The organism is Microbacterium sp. CCNWLW41 (genome assembly GCF_037083505.1).
The window spans coordinates 1,435,962-1,455,215 of the sequence record NZ_JBAOJP010000001.1; the positions used below are offsets into that span (position 1 = coordinate 1,435,962).

A 19,254-nucleotide genomic window follows, 5' to 3' on the forward strand; every position below is an offset into this window, starting at 1 on the left:
GGTCAGTGCGGGGCGTGGTACTCCATCTCGCCGCGCTTCCAGTAGCCCTTCACGATCATCTGCTCCGGCGCGAGGCTCCACCGGTCCAGCAGCAGCGCGCGCCCGGGCTTGACGATCGACTGCTCCGCCGCGACGAAGCCGAACACCGACCCCGTCGGCCGGTCCTCGGCCGTCAGCGCGTCGAGCCGGGCGGCGAGAGCGACGCCGGCGGGACCGGTGCCGCGGTGCACCTGCTCGACGCGGACGCCGGCCGGGGCATCGATGGGCAGCGCGTGCGCGGCATCCGTCACCTCCACGTGGATGCTGCCGACGGCGTCGGCGTCCATCGCCTGAGCGAAGCGGCGCATCGCGGGCACGGCGGTCTCGTCGCCGGCGAGGAGCCACGCGTCGGGACGGCCGGTCAGCACCTTCGAGCCTCGCGGGCCGCCGACACCGGCGACGGCACCCACGGGGGCGGTCGCCGCCCACGCCGCGGCGACCCCCGCGGTCCCGTCGGCGGGGTCACCGTGGATGGCGAACTCGATCTCGAGCCAGTCCTCGCCCCACGCGAGCGGCGTGTACTCCCGGTTCGGCGCGGCGCGAAGCTCCTCGACGGTCTCCGGGGCGACCTCGGGGAAGAAGAGGCGGAGGTGGTCGTCGGCGCCGAGCGACCGGAAGCCCGTCAGCTCCGGGCCCTGCAGCCGGACGCGCACGTACGAGGGCGTGAGCCATTCGCGGGCAGCCAACGTGGCGCGGCGGAAGCGCAGCTCGAGTCCGGTGGGCTCGAGCCTGAACGAAGTTCGGTTGTCCATGCAGGTGAGGCTAGCCTGACTGTGCTCAGGCTCGGTGTTGATAGGGTGCGCCCCAGCGGCCGGCGGTGCTCGCGCGCCCGATCAGGACACGTGACGGATTTCGCAGTCGCTGCCGGGCGACAGGATCGCCTCGTGCCCGTCGTCGTAGCGAACCACCAGCAGCGGGTTCTCCTGGCTGCCTCGCACCTCTATCACCTCGCCGGCGCGCTCCACCGCTCCGACGACGCGGCCATGGATGACCACGCGGTCCCCGACGCTCGCTTGCATGCGGACCACCTCCTGGCGCACACGATACGACGGGCGGGCAGCGAGGGGTAGAGCCGACGCTGCGTCCGGTCAGAGGCGCGCCCCGTCGTCGTCGCGATCCTCCAGACCGACGCTGCGACCCCGCCACGACTCGTAGGCCATCAGCCACCCGATCGACACGGCCGCGGCAAGCAGGACGCCCAGCAGCACGTTCCCCCAGATCAGCCCGAACATGATCCCGAGGGTGAACATGAGGGCGGTGCCGAGCGCCCATCCGGAGTGTCCGCGGGTCCAGCCCTTGCGCGTCGTCGCCATGCCGAAAGCCTAGAGCGCGGCCGGGCCTGCGGCCCACGCCGATCGCGCCTCGGTAGGTTGGACAGAACGCCCCCACACGGAACGGATGCCATGACCCTCAACGTCAGCCCGCTCACCCTCGGCACCTCGGGCCTCGGACGCGACACCGCGCCCGGCTCGCCCGAAGAGGAGGCCGCCGTCGCGTTCGCCGAGCAGCTCTTCGCAGGCACGCACGCCTTCGTCGACACGTCCAACAACTACGCCGGAGGCCGGAGCGAGGCGGTGCTCGGGCTCGCCATCGCGCGGACCGGCCCGGATGCCGCCACCCGGGTCATCTCCAAGGTCGACTGCGATCCCGAGACGGGGGCCTTCGATCGCGAGCGGGTGCTGCGGTCGTTCGACGAGACGACGGCGCGCCTGGGCGTGGACCGCCTGCCGCTCCTGCACCTGCACGACCCGTACACCGTGACCTTCGACGAGGCGATGGCACGCGGCGGGGCCGTGGAGGGCCTCATCGAGCTGCGGGAGTCCGGTCGCGTCGACGCGATCGGCGTCGCCGCGGGGCCCGCCCCCATGATGGCCCGCTACGTGGGCACCGGGATCTTCGACGCGGTGCTGATCCACAACCGGTTCACGGTCGTGGACCAGTCGGCCGCACCGGTGTTCGCCGACGCGCGGGAGCGGGGCATGACGGTGTTCAACGCGGCGCCGTTCGGCGCCGGGGTCCTCGCGACCGGCGCCCGGGAGGGGGCGATGTACGGCTACCGCCCGGCACCGCCTGCTCTGCAGGACTGGGTGGCCCGCCTCGAGCAGGTGTGCGCGGCGCACGGCGTGGCTCTTCCCGCGGTCGCGCTGCACTTCTCGCTGCGCTCGCCGCTGGTCGACTCGACGATCGTCGGCATCTCGTCGGCTCGCCGGCTCGCGCAGCTCGACGAGCTCGCCGCCACGCCGATCCCCGACGAGGTGTGGACCGAGCTGGACGCGCTCGGGCCGGCTCCGTCACCGGTCGACGACAGCGAATACGCCTGACGCCACGGCGGCGGGCGCTCACTGCTGAGGAGCGTTGACCGCCACCATCCAGTCGATCCCGAAGCGGTCGGTGAGCATGCCGAACCGCCCGCCCCACGGCGGCGTGTCGAACGGCATCGTCACGGTGCCCCCGTCGGCCAGCTTGTCCCAGAAGCCCTGCAGCGGCGCCTCATCGTCGCCGCTCACCGACACCGACACGCCGGCCGGCTGCTGCCACGTCATGCCGGTCGGGGTGTCGGCGGCCATGAGCACGAAGCCGTCCGGGGTGGTGAGCTGGGAGTGCATGACCAGGTCGGCCTCTGCCGGGTCCTGCACCATGCCCTCGAACTGACCGAAGGTCGAGATATCGAGCTCGCCCCCGAAGACGCTCTGATAGAACGTCATCGCCTCGCGGGCCTGGTTCTTGAACGAGAGATACGGGTTGAGGCTGGGCATGTCGAACTCCTGAAGACGGATGGTGGATGCCGCGCCCGGCCGCGTGGCGCGTCCCAGTGTCGTCCGGGCCTCCGACATCGGCAAGAGGGTCTCCGGGCGACGCGCCTGCGTGCCGGGCCGACGCCGTCCTGCGTCGGTCAGCGGTCGCGGTGGTCCTCCGGGTGCAGCCGCGGACCGCGTCGCGGTTCGCGCACGCCGCTCGCGCCGATGAGGCGGATCACGCGCTGGCGGTGGCCAGGCCAGGCGGCCAGCAGCTGCAGCATCCCGTCATCGTCGACGCGGTGCCCGGTCAGCGCGTAGCCGACCTCGTGCGCGACGTGGAAGTCGCCGACGCTCACGGCATCGGGGTCGCCGAGCGCCCGGATGCGCGTCTCGGCGGAGGTCCACGGGCCGATCCCGGCCTGGCTGAGGAGCACGCGGTCGACGGCCTCGCCGTCCTCTGCGCTCAGCACGGCGCGCACGAGCGCGTCGCCGCGGCGGGCGGCGCGCACCACGGTCTTCGACTGCGGCGGCTCGAGCCCCGCGCGGTGCCAGACCCAGGACGGGACGTGCTGCCAGCCGTCGATGGTGGGGGGTGCGAACATCGGCACCGGCGTCGGCCCGGGCGCGCGCTCGCCGCACCACGTCACGATGCGGCGCCACGCGCCGAACGCCTGCATGCCGGTCACCTTCTGCTCGAAGATCGCGCCGGCCAGCGCGTCGAAGACGAGCCCCGTGCGGGAGAGCCGCAGGCCCGGGTTGCGGTGGTGGGCGCCGGCGATCAGCGGATGCCGCGCCGCGTCGAAGCCGGTGAGGTCGTCGTCGGCGCCGCACAGCGCCGGCAGCTGAGCAAGCGCCCACTCCCGGCCGGGGCCCCACGCCGCTCCTCGGACGACGCCGGGGTGGGTCTCGCGGATCGCGAGGGTCGCGACGCCGGCCGGAGTCCGGCTCGCCCGCCAGATGACGGCGCCGGAGACCGTCATCGTCGGGTCAGCAGCCCCGCGCCGCTGGAAGAGCACTGTGCGACGCAGGTCGAGAGGCTGACGGGGGCGGTACTCCGTCTCGAGCGGCCGCCCGTGATCGGGGCGCGGATCGCGAGGCTCGGCGCGCGTCGCGGAGCGCCCGGCATCCCTCGTCCGGGGAGTGCGCGAGAGCGACGTGGCCATGCCGCCCACCCTACGCCCCCGCCTCCGACACGCTGTCGGAGCGCGATTCAGAAGCGGTCGGGCGAAGGCGTGCCGTGACCGTAGCGGATGACGACGTCTGCGTGACGGTCGAAGCGGTAGCCCACCCCGCGGACGGTGCGCACGATGTCCTCGTAGCGCCCGAGCTTCGCGCGGAGGCGGCGCACGTGCACGTCGATCGTGCGCTCGCCCGGGGCGTCGTCGTCGGAGGTCCCCTGCCAGAGCGAGGTGACGAGCTCGGTGCGCTCGATGGTGCGGCCCTCGCGGAGCACGAGGTACTGCAGCAGCTCGAACTCCTTGAAGGTGAACGCGGCCGACTCGCCGTCGATGAGCACGCGCTTGCGCGAGATGTCGACGACGACGCCGCCGGCGGCGATCTCCTCGTCCTCGGGCTCGTCCTGCTTCGTGCGCGCCACGGCGGACGGCTCGTGCAGGGCCAGCCGCACGACGTCCACGTCGCGGCCGCCGGAGCCGACGGGCGCGAGGGCCACGGTGGCGTACGTCTCGGCGGAAGGCGCGAGGTCGGCCAGGGTGCGTCGCAGTGCGTCGACGAGCACGCCGAGGCTCACTCCCGACGCAGCGGCCTTCGCTTCGTCGATTCCGACGTAGAGGGCGAAGCCGCGGGGCGCGGTGCCGGCGGGCAGGGCACGCGCGGCCGGCTGGGCCGGCTCCGGCGCGGGCGGCTGGACGCCGACCGGGCGGTCGACGGCACGGAGGTGGCGGACGGGAGCGGTGGCGGGGCGGTCGAGGAGAGCGGTGTTCGACATGATGATGGTCCTTGCGGGAGGAACCCGGGGGCGGAGCCGGGTTGGTGTGTGCTGCGGCCCATGTCGTCGGAGGCGAGGGCCGTCGGCCGGGTGATGGCCTGTTGCCCGACGCTGGGCGATGTGCGAAGCGGATCCGGGTGCGCGTGATCGACGCACGAAACCGGTGCTTCGGGGGACTCCGTGCGATCCGTTTTCAGAAGCGGAGGAGGAGTCCGACGGGGGTCACCGTGCTAGTGGCACATTCGACAACACATGACAATGCGGCCGGCCATCATCATGCCGGCAGTCCTGTTCGCCTCCCGGGCGGACAGATACAGCGCGTTGTCAGTCATGTGGCCGATTATGACGGAGTTTGTCGGAAAACGTCAAATCGCACGGATGTCGAGGCTCGATCATGAAGGAATGTGACAGATTGCTCAGTCTGACGCGAGCGCCGGGCAGGCTCCCGGGCGGCGCCGTCCCTGAAGGCCGGCAGGACGCCTGCTCAAGGAATGCCGCGATATCGCCCGGTCAGCCGCCCCGCCCGAGCCCGCGGGCGTAGCCTGTGCGGGTGACCGAGCTCCGCTTCACCAAAGAGACCGACTCCTCGCGCTACACGCTGCACCGGGGCGAGGATCTGGTCAGCGTGCTGGACTACCGCGACGACGGACGCACGGTGGCCATGACACGCGCCTACACCGTGCCGACGTTCCGGGGCCACGGCTATGCCGGCGAGCTCGTCGGCCGGGCCGTGCAGGAGCTCGAGCAGACGGGCGACCGGAAGATCGTGCCCGTCTGCTGGTACGTCGCCGACTGGTTCGAGGAGAACCCGGCGCACCGCGGGATGCTGCAGTCCCGCTCCTGACGCGCGTCCCGACGCCCGCCCATCTTGTCAACCCCATGACGCCCCGCGGCGGGCGGGGGATGCTGGGGAAGGACGAGAGGAGCGCGACATGGAGCGCGATCGGTCGGATCAGGACCTTCCCGAAGGCGTCATCGACGCGGACCCGCAAGGCGGCTGGGATCAGGTGGACGACGTCGAGTCGCGGGAGCGCAGCGCCGCAGTTTCTGAGGGCGACCTGCTGACGGACGCCGCCCTCGCGCCGGACGATCCCGTCGAGGGCGAGGCGGCCCGCCAGGGCGCCGACCCCGATCTCGCGTCCGATGCACAGCGTGGAGAGGAGCCCTGAGATGAGCACGACAGGCAATGAGTACGAGCAGCCCGGTGTGAACCAGCCCGATCGCGGCGACGCCGCGGGGGCGGAAGGGACCCCGGCGCCCCACGAGCCGACGCGTGACGAGCAGCCGGAGGCGCCGCCCGCCCTGGGCGAGCCCGCCCCCGACTCCAAGCCCGCCGGCACCTGGACCGAGGCGCCCGAGCAGGGCGGCGCGGACGCCGCGGCGCCCCCGCCCCCGACGAGTGCGCCGGATCAGAGCGGCGACACCGGCCGTGCGGATGCAGCCGACGCGGGGTCGGCCGAGCAGGCAGCGGCCACCGCGGCGCCCGCCGAGCCGGCGCAGGGCGCAGCCGCGACCGTGCCGTCGGATGGCGCGCTGAGCGGCGAGCCGAGTCATGAGGCGGTCGGCATCGGCGTCATCGACGGCGGGGATCATCGCGGCCACGACGGCGGCCGTGACACGCTCACGGTCAGCGAGGCCCAGCGCACGCCGGGAGCGCTCGGTGCGGAGCAGGAGCAGCGGCTGCCCGCGATGGCGCAGAACAACGCCTCCGACGTCGAGAAGGTCTCCGGGATCGTCGCGCAGACGCGCTCCGACGTCGGTGCCGAGCCGCTCGAGCGCATCGCGGAGGTGCTGCGGCAGCGGCTCACGCAGTCCGGCATCGACCTGCCCGAGCACGACGTCGAGGAGCTGGCGCGGCAGGTGTCCACCGGCGATGCGGATACCCCCGCCCAATCGGGGCGCGAAGACTCGCGCTGAGTTCCGCGATCCGGCGGCGGCGACGGACCGCTCGGCCCTAGGCTGAGCGCGTGCCCATGGAGGACGTGTTCACCGTCGTCGCCGTCGGCTTCGAGGCGATCGGGGCCGGCGCGATGATCGCCGGCTTCGTCATCGCGCTCGTGCTGAGCATGAGGTCCCTCGGCCGGCACGAGGGCGGGCGCACCGCGTTCACCGTGTTGCGGACGACCCTGGGCGGCGCCATCCTCCTCGGGCTCGAGGTGCTGGTCGCCGCGGATCTCATCCGCACGATCACGTCCAAGCCCTCGCTCGAGGAGGCGGCGATCCTGGGTCTCATCGTCCTCATCCGGACGATCCTGTCGATCTCCATCCAGATCGAGATCGAGGGCACCCTGCCCTGGCGTCGCGCGATCCTCCGCAGCGGCGGTCAGGTCGTCGGCGACGCCGTCGCGCGGGACCGCGCTGCGAGCCAGGCCGCCGGCACCGCCGCGCCCGAGCCAGGCCCGCGCTGAGCGCGGCCGCTCACAGGGCTGACACGCGCGGCCGGCCGCGGATGATCAGGCGGGTGCGCACGCAGGGGTGCACTCGGCGCCGTTGTGCAGGCCGATCGGGCGTGCCCACGGCGCGCGCTGCGCGCGGGCCGGCGCGGGCACGACGGCCCTCGTCGCGGGGTGCGGCGCCCGCGCGGAGGTCCGCTCACGGATCGAGGCGAGCAGCGCGCGGTCGCGTTCCCGCGCCCAGGTGTCGTGACGGTATTGGTGCTCGGCGGCATAGACAGCGAACATGGTTTCCTCCGTTGGTTCCGACAGAGTGAACCTACGCCGGGGGTCGGACATTGCCGGGTCGGCCGCACATGGCAGGAATCCACCGCCACCAGGCAGTCCCGCCACTGCGGATCACCCCTCCCGGGCGAACTCGCGGATGAGGCGGGCGGCGGAGGAGGCATCCCGGATCATCGTCTCGTGACCGTGCCCGGGCACCTCGCGCAGCCGGCCGTCGGGGAGGGTGTCGGCGATCCTCCGGCACCACTGCGGCGGAGCGACGAGGTCGTGCTCGCCGCGCAGCACCAGCGCCGGCACGCCGGCGCGGGCGAGGACGTCCTCCGGGCGATGCACGAGCATGGCGCGGAACTTCGCGCGCAGGTGCGGCCCGGCGCGCACGTACTCGCGCGCGCCACGCGCGATCACCCGCGGGCTCTCGATCGCGATGTCGCGCAGCAGGCGCCAGAGCTGGCGCGGGGCGCTGCGGGCCGCGGGGTCGACGGTCGGTCCCACCAGGACGATGCGCTCGGCCACGCGGGGGTGCCGGACTGCGACCTCGAGCGCGATCTGGGCTCCCATCGAGTGCCCGATGACGACCGCGGGCCGGCCCACCCGCGCGCGCAGATACGCCGCGACCAGGTCGGCGGTGCGCTCGATGGTGAGCACGCGGCGGGGCTCGGGAGCCTCCCCGTACCCCGGCAGGTCGAGCATGATCACCTCGCCGTCCCGGAGGTGGTGGGCCAGATCGTCGAAGACGCTGCGCCCCATTCCGATCCCGTGCACCAGGACGTACAGCGGCGTGCCGCTGCCACGCCGCTCGGCGACGATCGACGCGCCGGCGTACGCGAACTCCTCCACTGTCGCCATCGATCAGGCGGCGCCGCTCTGGTCCCGCAGTCCCACCCGATCGGGGATGTCGAACTGCACGCGGGGGAGCCATGCCGACGGATCGGGCCACGGCCGTGACGCGGGCAGGCTGCGCAGCCGCGCCCGCAGGGCCGCCCCCGACGCTTCGACCGGCAGCACCCGCGACGGGGCACGATGCGCGAGCGCGCCCAGCCACCAGTGCCGCCACGTCCCCTCGATCGCCTCGGGGCCGGCGACCACGTAGTAGTCCGGCATGACCGCCTCGCCCGAGGCGAAGAGGTCGAGCAGCGCCCCCACCTCCGTCTCGAGCGACCCGAGCGTCGAGCGCTCCTCGTAGAGCTCGACCCACGCCGATGCCACGTGCTCGAGGGGATCTGCGTCGTGCACGACGTAGGGCATCGACACCGACGCGACGAGGTGCGCCGCGACGGCCGGCTCGGCCTCGCGCAGCGACAGCGCGACCAGGGCCGGCACATCGGCCAAGCCGGTCAGCAGCTCGTCGCTGTCGGCGCCGACGAGTGCCACGACGGTCGATCGTGGAGCGGTGTCTGCGGTCAGCGCCATGCTCAACGATAAGACGTCGCGACCCCGGAGCGGGAGTGCGCCGCTCGCGTGTTCACACCGCGGTGAGCACGACGGTGGACAGATCGGACCCGAACGTGAAGCGGGCGTCGACGGTGCCGCCGCGCAGCACGCCGGGCAGCCATCGCGAGGCGTCGTCCCACATCCGCGGGTACGGCACCGCGTCCAGCGCGTACCAGCGAGGCGTGATCTCCGCCGTCTCGACGGGCACGCCCTGGAACCTGCGGCACACGAAGACCGTGGACCGCTGCGACCAGGCGGGCCGCGTGGGGAAGTGGTAGTCGATCGTGCCCGCGAGATGCAGAGCGGATGCCTCGATCCGCACGCCGATCTCCTCCTCGACCTCGCGGACCGCGGCCTCCTCGGCCGATTCTCCGTGGTCGAGCTTGCCGCCGATCCCGACGACCTTCCCCTGGCCGAGACCGGTCCGCTTGTCGCCGAGCAGCACCTCCGTGCCCCCAGGCCCGCGCCGCAGCAGATAGACGACGCAGACCTCGGGCAAGGACATGCGTCGAGGCTACGCCCGGCGCCCGGCGCGGACCGTGCAGGCCCGCGCGATCCCCGGATGCCCGGCCTGCCTCACCGGCGATGTCGGCAGGCGAACGTACCTTGTGGGCATGCGCATCCTGCACACCTCGGACTGGCACATCGGGCGGTCGTTCCACGGCCACTCGACGCTCGACGCGCTGCGCGGCGTGCTCGAAGCGCTGGTCGGGCAGGTGCGCGAGCATGCCGTCGACGCCGTGATCGTCGCGGGGGACGTGTTCGACTCGGCCGCACCCGCCGCCCCGGCCTACACCCTTCTGACCGACACGCTGCGCGCGATCGCGGACGCGGGAGCGACGGTCGTCGTCACCAGCGGCAACCACGACTCCGCCGCTCGGCTGGGGTTCCAGTCGGCGCTGCTGCGCGACGGCATCCACGTCGTCACCGATCCGGCCGCCGTCGGCACGCCGGTGACGGTGAGCGACGAGCACGGCCCCGTCCACATCTACGGCATCCCCTACCTCGAGCCCGTGCTCCTGCGCACCGTATGGCCGGGGGTGCGCACCCAGGCCGACGTGGTCACCCGCGCGATGGACCTGGTGCGCGCCGATGCCCGCGGCCGGGGCGGCCGGTCGGTCGCCGTCGCACACTGCTTCGCGGCGGGGGTCGCGCCGACGCCCCACCTGGAGCGCGACATCCAGCAGGGCGGTCTCGACGTGGTCCCGCTGTCGGCCTTCGACGGTGTCGACTACATGGCGCTCGGTCACATCCACGGTCGCCAGCAGCTCGCGCGCGGCGTGCGCTACGCCGGCGCGCCGCTGCACTACAGCTTCGACGAGGGCGACAAGCCCCGCGGGTGCTGGCTCGTCGAGCTCGACGCCGACGGACTCGCCGACGTCCAGTGGCTCCCCCTCCCGGTGCCGCGGGCCCTCGCGACCGTCAGCGCCACACTCGACGAGCTCCTCGCCGACGAGCGGTTCGCAGCGCACGCCGGCCACTGGGTCCGTGCCGAGTACACCGACGCCCTCCCGCAGCGCGACCCCATGCGCCGCCTGCTCGCGCGCTTCCCCTTCTGCGCCGAGGTCCGGCACGCCCCCGCGGCGCCCCGGCCCGGCGAGGTCCGCACGTATGCGCAGCGGGTGCGCGCCGCGCGCAACGACGCCGAACTCGTCGACGCGTTCCTCGCGCACGTGCGCGAGGGCGAGGGGGCGTCCGCGCGCGAGGCCGACCTCGTGAGGGACCTCCTCGAGGAGCGCACGCGGGTGGAGGCCGGCGCATGAGGCTGCATCGCCTCGAGCTCACCGGGTTCGGGCCGTTCCGCGAGCGTCAGAGCGTCGACTTCGACGCGTTCGATCGTGACGGCATCTTCCTCATCGCGGGGCGCACGGGGGCCGGCAAGTCGAGCATCCTCGACGGCGTCTGCTTCGCCCTGTACGGCAGCGTGCCGCGCTACGAGTCCGGCGACAAGCGGCTGCGCAGCGACCACTGCGAGCCCGACGACCCCACCGAGGTGCGGCTCGAGTTCACCGTCGGAGAGCGGCGGTGGCGCGTCACCCGCGCCCCCGAGTACCAGCGGCCGTCGCGCCGGGGCGGCGGCCTCACGGCGGAGCCGACCCGGGCCGAGCTCGAGGAGCTCGTGGACGGCACCTGGATCGGCCGGGCGGCCAGGCCGCGCGACGTCGGCCTGCTGCTGGACGAGGTGCTCGGGCTCAGCGCTCAGCAGTTCCAGCAGGTCATCCTGCTCGCCCAGAACCGGTTCTCGCGCTTCCTCCTCGCCCCCGGGGCGGAGCGGCAGTCGTTGCTGCGCGCGCTCTTCGGCTCGCGCCGCTACGAGGAGTACGCGCGCGAGCTCGGGGAACGCAGCAAGGCCGCGCAGCGCGAGGTCGATGCGCTCGCCGAGCGGGCGAGGACGCTGCTCGCCCAGGCCGAGCGGCTCATCGCGGCGCAGGCCGACGACCCCGAGCACACCGAGGGCGCCGATGCCGGCCCTGACGTCGCCGCGACGCCGGACCTCGGCGCCCGCCGCGACGCCGTCGAGCTCGGCCGGCAGCGTGCGGCATACCGCCTCGACACGCTCACCCACGAGCGGACGGCCGCCGACGCCGCCCGCTCGGCGGCCGAGGCCGCGCACGCGGAGCTCGTCGCGCTGTCGAAGGCGCAGGCCGAGCTCGCGCGTGCACGCGAGCGGCTGGCGACGCTGGAGGCCGACGGCAGCCGGATCGCGTCCGACCGCGACCGGCTCGATCGTGCCCGGTCGGCCGAGTCGCTCCGCGCGCCGCTCGAGGCCGCAGAGCGGGCCGAGCGCACCGCCGCGGCGACCGCGGCGGCGGCGGCCGAGGCCGACACGGCGTGGCTGCTCATCGCCGAGCGCGTCGGCGAGGACGCCGCGGCCGACCTCGAGGCCGTCGTCGAGCGCGTCACCGGCGAGCTCGCCGTATGGACGGCGGCGCTGGCGCACGAGACCGCGCTCGCCGACGAGCAGGCGCAGCTGGCGGCCGCCGAGGCCGAGACGTCGCGGCTCGAGGGCGACGTCGCCGCGCTCGACGCGCAGCGGGCCCAGGTGCCGGCGGAGCTCGCGCGGCTCGAGAGCGAGCTCGAGCCGCTGCGCGAGCGCGCCGCACGCCGTGATCCCGCCCGCACCCGCCACGACGAGCTGGTGCAGCGCCTGGCCGCCGCGGAGGAGGCCGAGCGCCTCGCCGTCGTCCGGCGCGACAGCGAGGCGGCGCACCGCGACCAGGCCGCCGCGGCCGCGGCGGCTGCCGCGCGCGTCGCCGCGCTGCTGCAGAGCCGCCTGGACGGCTACGCCGGCGAGCTCGCGGCGGTCCTCGTCGACGGGGAGCCGTGCGCCGTGTGCGGGGCGACCTCCCACCCGGCACCGGCCGGTCCCGCTGACGAGCCCGTCACCGACGAGATGGTCGCCGAGGCCGAGCGCGAGCGCGATGCGGCGCGCGCGCGCGAGCGGACCGCGTCGGAGGCCGCGCGCACCGCGCGCGAGCGCCACGGCGACGCCGCGGCCCGCGCCGGCGGCGAGGGCGCCAAGACGCTGCGCGATGCGCTCCGCAAGGCGGCCGATGAGCTGGCCGCGGCCGAGCGCGCGGTGCAGCGCCGCGACGAGGTGATGACGCAGCACGCCCAGCTGGCGGCACTGGACGCCGAGGCCGAGGCATCCCGTGCCGCGCTGGCCGACCTGCTCGCGGCCGCCCGGCCGCGCGCGGCCGCGCTCGCCGCGACGGTCGAGGCCACCCGGCGGGCCGTCGACGACGCCCGCGGCGACCACGTCAGCGTGGCCGACCGCGTCGCCGAGGCGAAGAGAGTCCGGGATGCCGCCCGGCGCGCGCACGACGCGCGTGCCGAGGCCGCCCGCGCGGCCGCGTCGGCGGCGGAGAGCCTCGCCGATGTCGACGACAGGATCGGCGCCTCCGCGTTCGCCGACGCCGAGGAGGCGAGGCGGGCACTGCTGGAGCCGCGTGAGGCCGAAGCGCTGGCGGAGCGCATCGCGACGCACGACGCGCAGCTCGCGGCGACCCGCGCCCGGCTGCTCGACCTCGAGCTGGAGCTCGCGGGCGCCCCCGAGGGGCCTGCCGACACCGTCGGCTCGAAGGCCGCGCTGGACGCCGCGGACGCGGCGCGCACGGCGGCGCTGCGGGCCGAACGCGATGCTCATGCGCTCGTCGAGGCGCTGCGCGACCTCGCGCTGCAGATCGACGACTCGTACGCGGGGATCGCCGCGAAGGCCGCCGATGCGGAGGCCGTCACGCGGCTGGCCGACACGGTCGCCGGTCGGGCACCCAACACGATGAAGATGGACCTCGAGACGTTCGTCCTCGCCGCCGAGCTGGAAGAGATCGTCACCGCCGCCAACGTGCGCCTCGCCGACATGTCCTCCGGGCGCTACCGCCTGCAGCACACCGACGCCCGCGCGGCCAGAGGTGCGGCATCGGGCCTCGGCCTGGAGGTCATGGACGCCTACACGGGGCAGGCGCGTCCCGCCCAGTCCCTCTCCGGCGGCGAGACGTTCCTGGCCTCGCTCGCTCTCGCGCTGGGGCTCGCAGAGGTGGTGACGGCGCGTGCCGGCGGCATCCGTCTCGACACGCTCTTCGTCGACGAGGGGTTCGGGTCGCTCGACGAGGAGACCCTGGATCTCGCCATGCGCACCCTCGATGAGCTGCGCCAGGGCGGTCGCACGGTCGGCGTCATCAGCCACGTCGCCGCGATGAAGGAGCAGTTGCCCGCACAGCTCGCGGTCGAGGCGACGCCGGAAGGGCCGAGCGTCATCACGCAGGACGCGGTCGCGTCCGTCTGACGGCTCGGGCAGGGGGCGTCCGCTTCGCCCTGTCGCAGACCCGGGCCGAGGAGTATCGTTCGCGGCAGTGACCCGACGCCGTCGGATTCCTGGGGGAATCCGCGATCCGGTTCGACCCGCCGGCATCCCGCCGCGGCGCCGTGCCGCACCCATCCGTCACGTCGACGTACGGAGGAATCATGCGTTCCAGCACCCGGGCGCGCCGCGCCGTCGCCGCGTTCGCGGCATCCGCGCTCCTGCTCGCCGGCACGCTCGCCTCGGCCCCCGCCGCCGGCGCCGCGCCCGCCACCGCCCAGATCGTCCGCATGGCGGCGCTGGGCGACTCGATCTCGCAGGCCGCGATGACGTGCTCGAGCCTCACGTCGTGCCCCGCGAACAGCTGGTCGACCGGCTCCAGCACAACGGTGAACTCCCACTTCCTCCGGCTTCGCGCGCTCGGCGCGACCGGGCTCGCCGCGTACAACCTCTCGACGTCCGGGGCCGCCTCCGCGTCGCTCCCGGCCCAGGCCCACGCGGCCGCGACCCAGACGGTGCAGTACGTGACCATCGAGGTCGGCGCGAACGACGCGTGCACCCGGACGGTCGGCGCGATGACGCCCACGGCCACCTTCGCGGCGAACGTCACCGCGGCGCTGACCACCTTGGCGGCCAGCCCCGGGTCGCCGGAGATCTTCGTCTCGAGCATTCCCAGCCTGCAGCGGCTGTACGAGCTCAACAGATCGAGCCTCTCGGCGCGGCTCGCGTGGGGCCTGCTGCAGACGTGCCGATCGATGCTGGCCAACCCGTCCAGCACCGCGGCCGCCGACGTGCAGCGGCGGGCGGCGGTGCAGCAGCGGGTGAACGAATACAACCAGGCGCTCTCGGACGCGTGCGCGGCGACGGCGAAGTGCCGGTTCGACGGATTCGCCGTGGCGGACTACGCGTTCGCCCGGTCCGACCTCTCCACGCGCGACTACTTCCACCCGTCCCTGTCGGGCCAGGCGAATCTCGCTGCGATCACCTGGCCGAAGACGCAGTGGATGGTCCCCTGAGTCCGTCGTTGATCGACGGCTCCGACTCTGCGTCTGATGCCGCGTGCAGGGCGGCTCAGACGCCGTAGTCGGCGCGGATGCGCTCACGGAGCTGGTGGCTGCACGCGGCGACCGCGGCGTGCCAGTCGGTGATGGCGCCGTCCTGGGCGCGGTCGGACACCGCCTTCAGCACGCGGATCGGCACCTCGAACCGCTGCGCCACCCAGATGTACGCGTACGTCTCCATGTCCACCAGGCCCGCGCCCAGCGGGCGGATCACCTCGACGGCCTCCGCGTCGTCCACGAAGTGATCGCCGGTCGCGATGGTGACGCCCTCGGCGCCCAGCTCCACCAGCGAAGGCAGCGACACGTGCTGGCCGACGATCCCGTCGATGTCGGTGACGTCGTGCTGCAGCGCCGCGGCAATCTCGTAGACGGATGCCTCGAGCCGCGCGTCGATGGCGCCCGCGGTGCCGACCACCACGACCTCGTCATAGGCCGTCGCATCGAGCGCGCGCGTCAGGGCGTAGGTCGCCTGGAGCTTGCCGGGACCGGTGACGAGCCGGTGGAATCCGGGGAGGTCGTCGGGGAACGCGACGAGTTCGGAGGAAAGGGCGGCGACGAGGAGTCTCACCCCTCCATCATCTCCCGCTTCCCGTCCTGCACGCCCGCGGGAACCGACCCGATCGACCCGAGCCGGGGCGGGAGGGGGTTAGCCTGGGCACGATGCCTGGGCAAGAGTCGCGACCGCTGAAGTCCTCGAGCACAGTCTCGGAGACGGCGAGCACGGACTCGCCCGGTGCCGGCCGTCCTGCGCCGGCCCGGCCCGCGCCGGCCCACACCGCGGTGATCCCGCTCTCCGCCGGGGCACGGTGGCGGGCGTTCTGGGTCTGCGTGTCGGTCGCGGCGATCACGATCCTCGACATGACGAAGGTCAACGTCGCGCTGCCCTCCATCGGGGAGGTGCTCGACGCCGGATCGACCGAGCTGCAGCTCATCGTGTCGGGCTTCGTGCTGACGTTCGGACTGGTGCTCGTCCCGATGGGGCGCCTCGGCGACCAGCGCTCGCGGCGCACCCTCTTCGTCGTCGGCCTCTCGCTGTACACCGCGTCGAGCGTGCTGTGCGCGCTCGCGCCGACGGCCGAGGTGCTGCTCGTCGCGCGGCTGCTGCAGGGCGTGGCCGCCGGCATCCAGATGCCGCAGGTGCTCGGCATGGCGCAGGAGCTCTTCCAGGGCAAGGAGCGCGCCCGCGCGTTCGGCCTCTTCGGGGCCACGATCGGGCTGGCGACGGCGTTCGGCCCGACGCTGGGCGGTCTGCTCATCGCGCTGGGCGGCCCGACCGACGGCTGGCGGCTGATCTTCTGGATGAACGTGCCGCTGTGCCTGGCCGCGATCGGTCTCGCCCTGTGGCTGCTCCCCGAGACGCGCACCCCGTCGCAGCGCCCCGTACAGCTCGACCCCATCGGCGTGCTGCTGTTCGGCGCGAGCATCGTGTCGCTGATGTGCCCCTTCCTGTTCACCACGGGGGCGCCGACCGACGACCCGGCGCGGTGGTGGCTGCTCGTCGGCTTCGCGCTGTTCGCCTCGGCGTTCATCGCGTGGGAGCGCCGCTACGCCGCCCGCGGTCGGAACCCCCTCATCCCGCTCGGTCTGTTCCGCATCGCGTCGTACCGCAACGGCACGCTTCTGCAGACCGCCTACTTCACCGCGCTGCCCGCGCTGTTCCTGCTCACCACGCTCTACCTCCAGATCGGCCTCGGCCTCGAGCCGGTGTTCGCCGGGATGGTGTCGATCGGCTTCGCGCTGGCCAGCGCCGCCACCTCGTGGATCGGCGGCAACCTCGTCAGCGCCCACGGTCGCGTCGTCGTGGTGTGGGGGCTGGTCGGCGTCCTGCTGTGCGCCGGGGGTCTCGTGCTCATCGCCCTGTACAGCGATCCGGCGTGGACGCCCTACCTCGCGGCGGCCATGATGACCGTCGGCGGGGCAGGCGGGGGTCTGGTCATCGCGCCGAACCAGGCGCTCACCCTCGCGGACATCCCGGTCAAACGGGGCGGGCTCGCAGGCTCGGTCGGCCAGCTGGGGCAGCGCATCGGCGCCGCGGTGGGCACCGCGGTGGGGCTGTCGCTGTTCTACTCCGCGATCTACCGCGAGTCGGGCACCGCCGACGAGCTCGTGGTGTACCACGACGCCTACGCATTCGGGATGCTGTCGGTGGGCGTCTTCCTCGGGATCGCGTTCCTCGTCGCGATCGTCGATCTGACGGCGCGGCGCAGCCGGGCCGCCGACCGAAGCGGCGGCGGCGGCGACCCCGTGCCCTGACCACCGCACGCCCGCCGCGTCACCGCCGCAGCGAGACCGGCCCGAGGACGGGGCGCCGGCGGTCGCGCGTCCACCGTGCTCGCGTCCGCCGGAACTCCTCCCGGCCGGTGAAGCGATAGCGGTAGGAGACGGCCCGCACCCACCGCGGCCGCTCGCCCGCGAACGGGTCGTGCGCGAGAAGGCGCAGGGTCGGGGCATCCGCTTCCAGCAATCGCACCAGGAACGCCGTGAACCAGTCATCAAGCGACCGTCCGAGCGGAAGGAACCACATCAGCCAGTCCAGGCGCAGGTGGTACGGCGCGTACTGGCGGGGGATCCGGCGGACGTCTCCGGGCTTGCCCTTGAAGCCGTACTCGTGCCACGTCGCGACATCCGGGTCGTCGTCCATCGTGCCCTCCACGACGATCTCGATGCGCTCCTTCGTCACCGTCCCGAAGGCGCCGTACGCGTTGGCGAGCTGCCAGCGGTTGAACGACGCGTTCATCAGCTGCCGTCGCGCGAAGAGGTTCCGAAGCGGCCACCAGCTGAGCACCGCGTAGAGCGCCCCGACCGCGCCGGTGACGACGACCCAGTACAGCGGCATCCCGTCGACGATCCAGGGCAGGTCGGATGCCGCAGGGCGGGCGTCGCTCCCGATCCCCGGCAGCCCGATCGCCGAGAACGCGATCACGATCGTCATCCAGTTGAGCCAGGCGAAGTTGCCCGTGGCGACCAGCCACGCCTGCGTCGCGATCACGACGGCGGCCGCGACCGCGCCGATGACGGCCGGCACCGGGCCGGGCACGACGGTGCCGAGAAGCGGAGCGAACAGGAACCACGGCACGACGAGCTGTGCGAAGTGGTTCCCCACCACCTCGCCGCGGTGGAACCAGCGGGGGAGCAGGTGCGCCTGACGGCTCAGCGGGCCCGGCATCGGCTGCGTCTCGTGGTGGTACATCAGCGCCGTGAGGTCGCGCCACTCGCGGCCGCCGCGGATCTTGATCATGCCGGCGCCGAACTCGAGACGGAACACCAGCCACCAGAACAGGACGATCACCGCCGTCGGCGGGGGCTGGTCGTCCGAGCCGAGGAACGCCGCGAGGAACCCCGCTTCGAGCAGCAGCATCTCCCAGCCGAAGCCGTAGAAGGTCTGGCCGATGCTCGTGATCGACATGTATCCGAGCCACAGCGCGAGGAAGCACGCCATCGGCACCCACGGCGGGCCCAGCTGCGGGATGCCGGCCGCCAGCGCGGCCGCGACGACGATGCCGGCCGCGCAGAGCGCCACGAGCCGGCGATCGGTGTACCGCACGTACCGGAACAGCGTCGGGCGGAGCAGGCGCCCTGCCCGGGCCGACGAACTGGCCCAGTCCAGCAGCTCGGGCGCCGGGAGCAGCCCGCGCTCGCCGAGCAGCGGCCGGAACTGGTTCAGCGACGAGACGAAGGCGACGACGAAGAGCGCGGCGATCCCCCGCTGGAGCACCTGCCGCGCGAACTCGAAGTCGACCGCCGCGAAACCGTCCATAGGTGAGCTGTGCCCGCCGTCACGCCTCGGTCTCCGCCGCCCGCCCGCTCATGGTGCCATCCTGCGACACGGACCGGGCGCGCGGCAGGGGGTTGACGCGCGGACGCCCTCACGCGGACGGCGCCCCCTGCGCGACGCCCGCGTGGCGGTCTACCACCCCGCTCGGTGCTTCGCCAGGATGGAGGTGCGGACGGCCCGCGGGGATGGGGTGTGGATCATGGAATCGGTGCTTCTGGAGACTCCGACGGGGATCACGGCCCGGCTCGGCTGGGATCCCAAGCTGCCCGAGCATGACCGCAAACGCCTCCTCGCGAAGGAGCTCGTCGCGACGCGCCTCGGTGTCGAGCCGGAGAGCGTGCGCGTCGAGCGGGAGGCTCCCCGAACGTTCGGGTTCCACACCCAGCTCATCGCGGAGGTGGACGGCGCCGAGGTGCCCCTGAAGATCCGGAACGTCAGCTTCCGCGCCGCCACGGTCGTGGCCGTCAGCGACGCCGACACCGCACTGGGACTCGACCTGCGCGACGCACACCCGGACGACGCGGAGCTGCACCTGATGAAGAGGCACTCGCACCTGTTCGAAGAGGACGACCTGCGCAAGCTCCTCGCCCACTGGACGCGGGTCCAGGCGGTGCGCGACGCGGACGGGCGCGGCGCGCGCGTCGCCGCGGACCACGTGCGCCTGGACAGCCCGCTCTCGAAGGGCTGGATCCCAGATCGCAAGGTCTTCTACCAGCTGGCCGACCTCTCGCGCGACAGCTGGATCATCACGCTCGCGTACACCCACGCTCCGGCGAGCTGACC

General features: G+C 73.5%; 22 protein-coding genes. 10 read left to right on the plus strand and 12 right to left on the minus strand.

The window, feature by feature from the left end:
• Positions 1–2 precede the first annotated feature (2 nt).
• The 3 genes from V6R91_RS06295 to V6R91_RS06305 form a co-directional block, all read right to left on the minus strand.
• On the minus strand, positions 3–791 hold the full coding sequence (locus V6R91_RS06295; protein ID WP_336394725.1) for a siderophore-interacting protein: 789 nt from the start codon (positions 789–791) through the stop codon (positions 3–5).
• A gap of 81 nt (positions 792–872) precedes the next feature.
• On the minus strand, positions 873–1,058 hold the full coding sequence (locus tag V6R91_RS06300; RefSeq protein ID WP_336394726.1) for a DUF1918 domain-containing protein: 186 nt from the start codon (positions 1,056–1,058) through the stop codon (positions 873–875).
• A gap of 69 nt (positions 1,059–1,127) precedes the next feature.
• Positions 1,128–1,352 carry a hypothetical protein gene (locus V6R91_RS06305; RefSeq protein ID WP_336394727.1) on the minus strand — a complete coding sequence of 75 codons (225 nt, stop codon included), beginning with the start codon at positions 1,350–1,352 and terminating at the stop codon, positions 1,128–1,130.
• Between the two features lie 90 nt (positions 1,353–1,442).
• On the opposite strand from V6R91_RS06305, the gene V6R91_RS06310 reads away from it, so the two are divergent.
• Positions 1,443–2,360 (plus strand): aldo/keto reductase, encoded by a 918-nt coding sequence (locus V6R91_RS06310; RefSeq protein ID WP_336394728.1) that lies wholly within the window; start codon positions 1,443–1,445, stop codon positions 2,358–2,360.
• An 18-nt stretch (positions 2,361–2,378) separates the two neighbouring features.
• Here the strand turns inward: V6R91_RS06310 and V6R91_RS06315 are convergent, their stop codons facing one another.
• The 3 genes from V6R91_RS06315 to V6R91_RS06325 all read right to left on the minus strand — a co-directional run bounded on the left by V6R91_RS06315 (position 2,379) and on the right by V6R91_RS06325 (position 4,725).
• Complete coding sequence (locus V6R91_RS06315; RefSeq protein WP_336395054.1) at positions 2,379–2,795, minus strand: VOC family protein; 417 nt, start codon at positions 2,793–2,795, stop codon at positions 2,379–2,381.
• A 137-nt stretch (positions 2,796–2,932) separates the two neighbouring features.
• Complete coding sequence (locus tag V6R91_RS06320; protein WP_336394729.1) at positions 2,933–3,940, minus strand: DNA-3-methyladenine glycosylase family protein; 1,008 nt, start codon at positions 3,938–3,940, stop codon at positions 2,933–2,935.
• A gap of 47 nt (positions 3,941–3,987) precedes the next feature.
• Entirely contained in the window at positions 3,988–4,725 is a 738-nt protein-coding gene (locus V6R91_RS06325; RefSeq protein ID WP_336394730.1) for a winged helix-turn-helix domain-containing protein, read from the minus strand.
• 550 nt (positions 4,726–5,275) lie between these two features.
• On the opposite strand from V6R91_RS06325, the gene V6R91_RS06330 reads away from it, so the two are divergent.
• The 4 genes from V6R91_RS06330 (at position 5,276) to V6R91_RS06345 (ending at position 7,133) form a co-directional block, all read left to right on the plus strand.
• Entirely contained in the window at positions 5,276–5,569 is a 294-nt protein-coding gene (locus V6R91_RS06330) for a GNAT family N-acetyltransferase (protein ID WP_336394731.1), read from the plus strand.
• Positions 5,570–5,657: 88 nt separating this feature from the next.
• Positions 5,658–5,894 carry a hypothetical protein gene (locus V6R91_RS06335; RefSeq protein ID WP_336394732.1) on the plus strand — a complete coding sequence of 79 codons (237 nt, stop codon included), beginning with the start codon at positions 5,658–5,660 and terminating at the stop codon, positions 5,892–5,894.
• Between the two features lies 1 nt (position 5,895).
• The gene (locus V6R91_RS06340) at positions 5,896–6,642 is read left to right on the plus strand and encodes a hypothetical protein (protein ID WP_336394733.1); all 747 of its coding nucleotides are present in this window, start codon (positions 5,896–5,898) and stop codon (positions 6,640–6,642) included.
• A 56-nt stretch (positions 6,643–6,698) separates the two neighbouring features.
• On the plus strand, positions 6,699–7,133 hold the full coding sequence (locus tag V6R91_RS06345) for a DUF1622 domain-containing protein (protein WP_336395055.1): 435 nt from the start codon (positions 6,699–6,701) through the stop codon (positions 7,131–7,133).
• Between the two features lie 45 nt (positions 7,134–7,178).
• On the opposite strand, the gene V6R91_RS06350 is transcribed toward V6R91_RS06345, so the two are convergent.
• The 4 genes from V6R91_RS06350 to V6R91_RS06365 all read right to left on the minus strand — a co-directional run bounded on the left by V6R91_RS06350 (position 7,179) and on the right by V6R91_RS06365 (position 9,339).
• Positions 7,179–7,406, minus strand: coding sequence for a hypothetical protein (locus tag V6R91_RS06350; RefSeq protein ID WP_336394734.1), 228 nt, complete (start codon positions 7,404–7,406; stop codon positions 7,179–7,181).
• 111 nt (positions 7,407–7,517) lie between these two features.
• Entirely contained in the window at positions 7,518–8,249 is a 732-nt protein-coding gene (locus V6R91_RS06355; protein ID WP_336394735.1) for an alpha/beta fold hydrolase, read from the minus strand.
• Between the two features lie 3 nt (positions 8,250–8,252).
• Positions 8,253–8,813 carry a hypothetical protein gene (locus V6R91_RS06360; RefSeq protein ID WP_336394736.1) on the minus strand — a complete coding sequence of 187 codons (561 nt, stop codon included), beginning with the start codon at positions 8,811–8,813 and terminating at the stop codon, positions 8,253–8,255.
• A 52-nt stretch (positions 8,814–8,865) separates the two neighbouring features.
• Positions 8,866–9,339 carry an 8-oxo-dGTP diphosphatase gene (locus V6R91_RS06365; RefSeq protein WP_336394737.1) on the minus strand — a complete coding sequence of 158 codons (474 nt, stop codon included), beginning with the start codon at positions 9,337–9,339 and terminating at the stop codon, positions 8,866–8,868.
• A 109-nt stretch (positions 9,340–9,448) separates the two neighbouring features.
• Between V6R91_RS06365 and V6R91_RS06370 the strand changes: the two genes are divergently transcribed.
• From V6R91_RS06370 to V6R91_RS06380, 3 genes are all read left to right on the plus strand, one after another.
• Entirely contained in the window at positions 9,449–10,597 is a 1,149-nt protein-coding gene (locus tag V6R91_RS06370) for an exonuclease SbcCD subunit D (protein WP_336394738.1), read from the plus strand.
• Entirely contained in the window at positions 10,594–13,620 is a 3,027-nt protein-coding gene (locus V6R91_RS06375) for an AAA family ATPase (RefSeq protein WP_336394739.1), read from the plus strand. Before V6R91_RS06370 ends, V6R91_RS06375 begins: the two co-directional genes overlap by 4 nt.
• Positions 13,621–13,799: 179 nt before the next feature.
• Positions 13,800–14,651 (plus strand): SGNH/GDSL hydrolase family protein, encoded by an 852-nt coding sequence (locus V6R91_RS06380; protein ID WP_336394740.1) that lies wholly within the window; start codon positions 13,800–13,802, stop codon positions 14,649–14,651.
• Positions 14,652–14,706: 55 nt separating this feature from the next.
• On the opposite strand, the gene V6R91_RS06385 is transcribed toward V6R91_RS06380, so the two are convergent.
• Positions 14,707–15,264 (minus strand): phosphorylase family protein, encoded by a 558-nt coding sequence (locus V6R91_RS06385; RefSeq protein WP_336394741.1) that lies wholly within the window; start codon positions 15,262–15,264, stop codon positions 14,707–14,709.
• 92 nt (positions 15,265–15,356) lie between these two features.
• Between V6R91_RS06385 and V6R91_RS06390 the strand changes: the two genes are divergently transcribed.
• A complete protein-coding gene (locus V6R91_RS06390) occupies positions 15,357–16,949 on the plus strand; it encodes an MFS transporter (protein WP_336394742.1) in 1,593 nt (530 codons plus the stop codon).
• A gap of 19 nt (positions 16,950–16,968) precedes the next feature.
• Here V6R91_RS06390 and V6R91_RS06395 read toward each other — a convergent pair whose 3' ends face one another.
• Positions 16,969–18,453 carry a lipase maturation factor family protein gene (locus V6R91_RS06395; RefSeq protein WP_336394743.1) on the minus strand — a complete coding sequence of 495 codons (1,485 nt, stop codon included), beginning with the start codon at positions 18,451–18,453 and terminating at the stop codon, positions 16,969–16,971.
• Positions 18,454–18,670: 217 nt separating this feature from the next.
• Between V6R91_RS06395 and V6R91_RS06400 the strand changes: the two genes are divergently transcribed.
• Positions 18,671–19,252 carry a hypothetical protein gene (locus tag V6R91_RS06400; RefSeq protein ID WP_336394744.1) on the plus strand — a complete coding sequence of 194 codons (582 nt, stop codon included), beginning with the start codon at positions 18,671–18,673 and terminating at the stop codon, positions 19,250–19,252.
• Positions 19,253–19,254 lie beyond the last annotated feature (2 nt).

Bases quoted from the DNA above. Each gene is read 5' to 3' on its own strand.
- V6R91_RS06320 (WP_336394729.1), bottom strand. From the start codon at position 3,940: ATGGCCACGTCGCTCTCGCGCACTCCCCGGACGAGGGATGCCGGGCGC.
- V6R91_RS06295 (WP_336394725.1), bottom strand. From the start codon at position 791: ATGGACAACCGAACTTCGTTCAGGCTCGAGCCCACCGGACTCGAGCTG.
- V6R91_RS06380 (WP_336394740.1), top strand. From the start codon at position 13,800: ATGCGTTCCAGCACCCGGGCGCGCCGCGCCGTCGCCGCGTTCGCGGCA.
- V6R91_RS06375 (WP_336394739.1), top strand. From the start codon at position 10,594: ATGAGGCTGCATCGCCTCGAGCTCACCGGGTTCGGGCCGTTCCGCGAG.
- V6R91_RS06360 (WP_336394736.1), bottom strand. From the start codon at position 8,813: ATGGCGCTGACCGCAGACACCGCTCCACGATCGACCGTCGTGGCACTC.
- V6R91_RS06400 (WP_336394744.1), top strand. From the start codon at position 18,671: ATGGAATCGGTGCTTCTGGAGACTCCGACGGGGATCACGGCCCGGCTC.
- V6R91_RS06370 (WP_336394738.1), top strand. From the start codon at position 9,449: ATGCGCATCCTGCACACCTCGGACTGGCACATCGGGCGGTCGTTCCAC.
- V6R91_RS06325 (WP_336394730.1), bottom strand. From the start codon at position 4,725: ATGTCGAACACCGCTCTCCTCGACCGCCCCGCCACCGCTCCCGTCCGC.
- V6R91_RS06340 (WP_336394733.1), top strand. From the start codon at position 5,896: ATGAGCACGACAGGCAATGAGTACGAGCAGCCCGGTGTGAACCAGCCC.
- V6R91_RS06335 (WP_336394732.1), top strand. From the start codon at position 5,658: ATGGAGCGCGATCGGTCGGATCAGGACCTTCCCGAAGGCGTCATCGAC.
- V6R91_RS06300 (WP_336394726.1), bottom strand. From the start codon at position 1,058: ATGCAAGCGAGCGTCGGGGACCGCGTGGTCATCCATGGCCGCGTCGTC.
- V6R91_RS06365 (WP_336394737.1), bottom strand. From the start codon at position 9,339: ATGTCCTTGCCCGAGGTCTGCGTCGTCTATCTGCTGCGGCGCGGGCCT.
- V6R91_RS06395 (WP_336394743.1), bottom strand. From the start codon at position 18,453: ATGGACGGTTTCGCGGCGGTCGACTTCGAGTTCGCGCGGCAGGTGCTC.
- V6R91_RS06310 (WP_336394728.1), top strand. From the start codon at position 1,443: ATGACCCTCAACGTCAGCCCGCTCACCCTCGGCACCTCGGGCCTCGGA.
- V6R91_RS06355 (WP_336394735.1), bottom strand. From the start codon at position 8,249: ATGGCGACAGTGGAGGAGTTCGCGTACGCCGGCGCGTCGATCGTCGCC.
- V6R91_RS06350 (WP_336394734.1), bottom strand. From the start codon at position 7,406: ATGTTCGCTGTCTATGCCGCCGAGCACCAATACCGTCACGACACCTGG.
- V6R91_RS06305 (WP_336394727.1), bottom strand. From the start codon at position 1,352: ATGGCGACGACGCGCAAGGGCTGGACCCGCGGACACTCCGGATGGGCG.
- V6R91_RS06390 (WP_336394742.1), top strand. From the start codon at position 15,357: ATGCCTGGGCAAGAGTCGCGACCGCTGAAGTCCTCGAGCACAGTCTCG.
- V6R91_RS06345 (WP_336395055.1), top strand. From the start codon at position 6,699: ATGGAGGACGTGTTCACCGTCGTCGCCGTCGGCTTCGAGGCGATCGGG.
- V6R91_RS06315 (WP_336395054.1), bottom strand. From the start codon at position 2,795: ATGCCCAGCCTCAACCCGTATCTCTCGTTCAAGAACCAGGCCCGCGAG.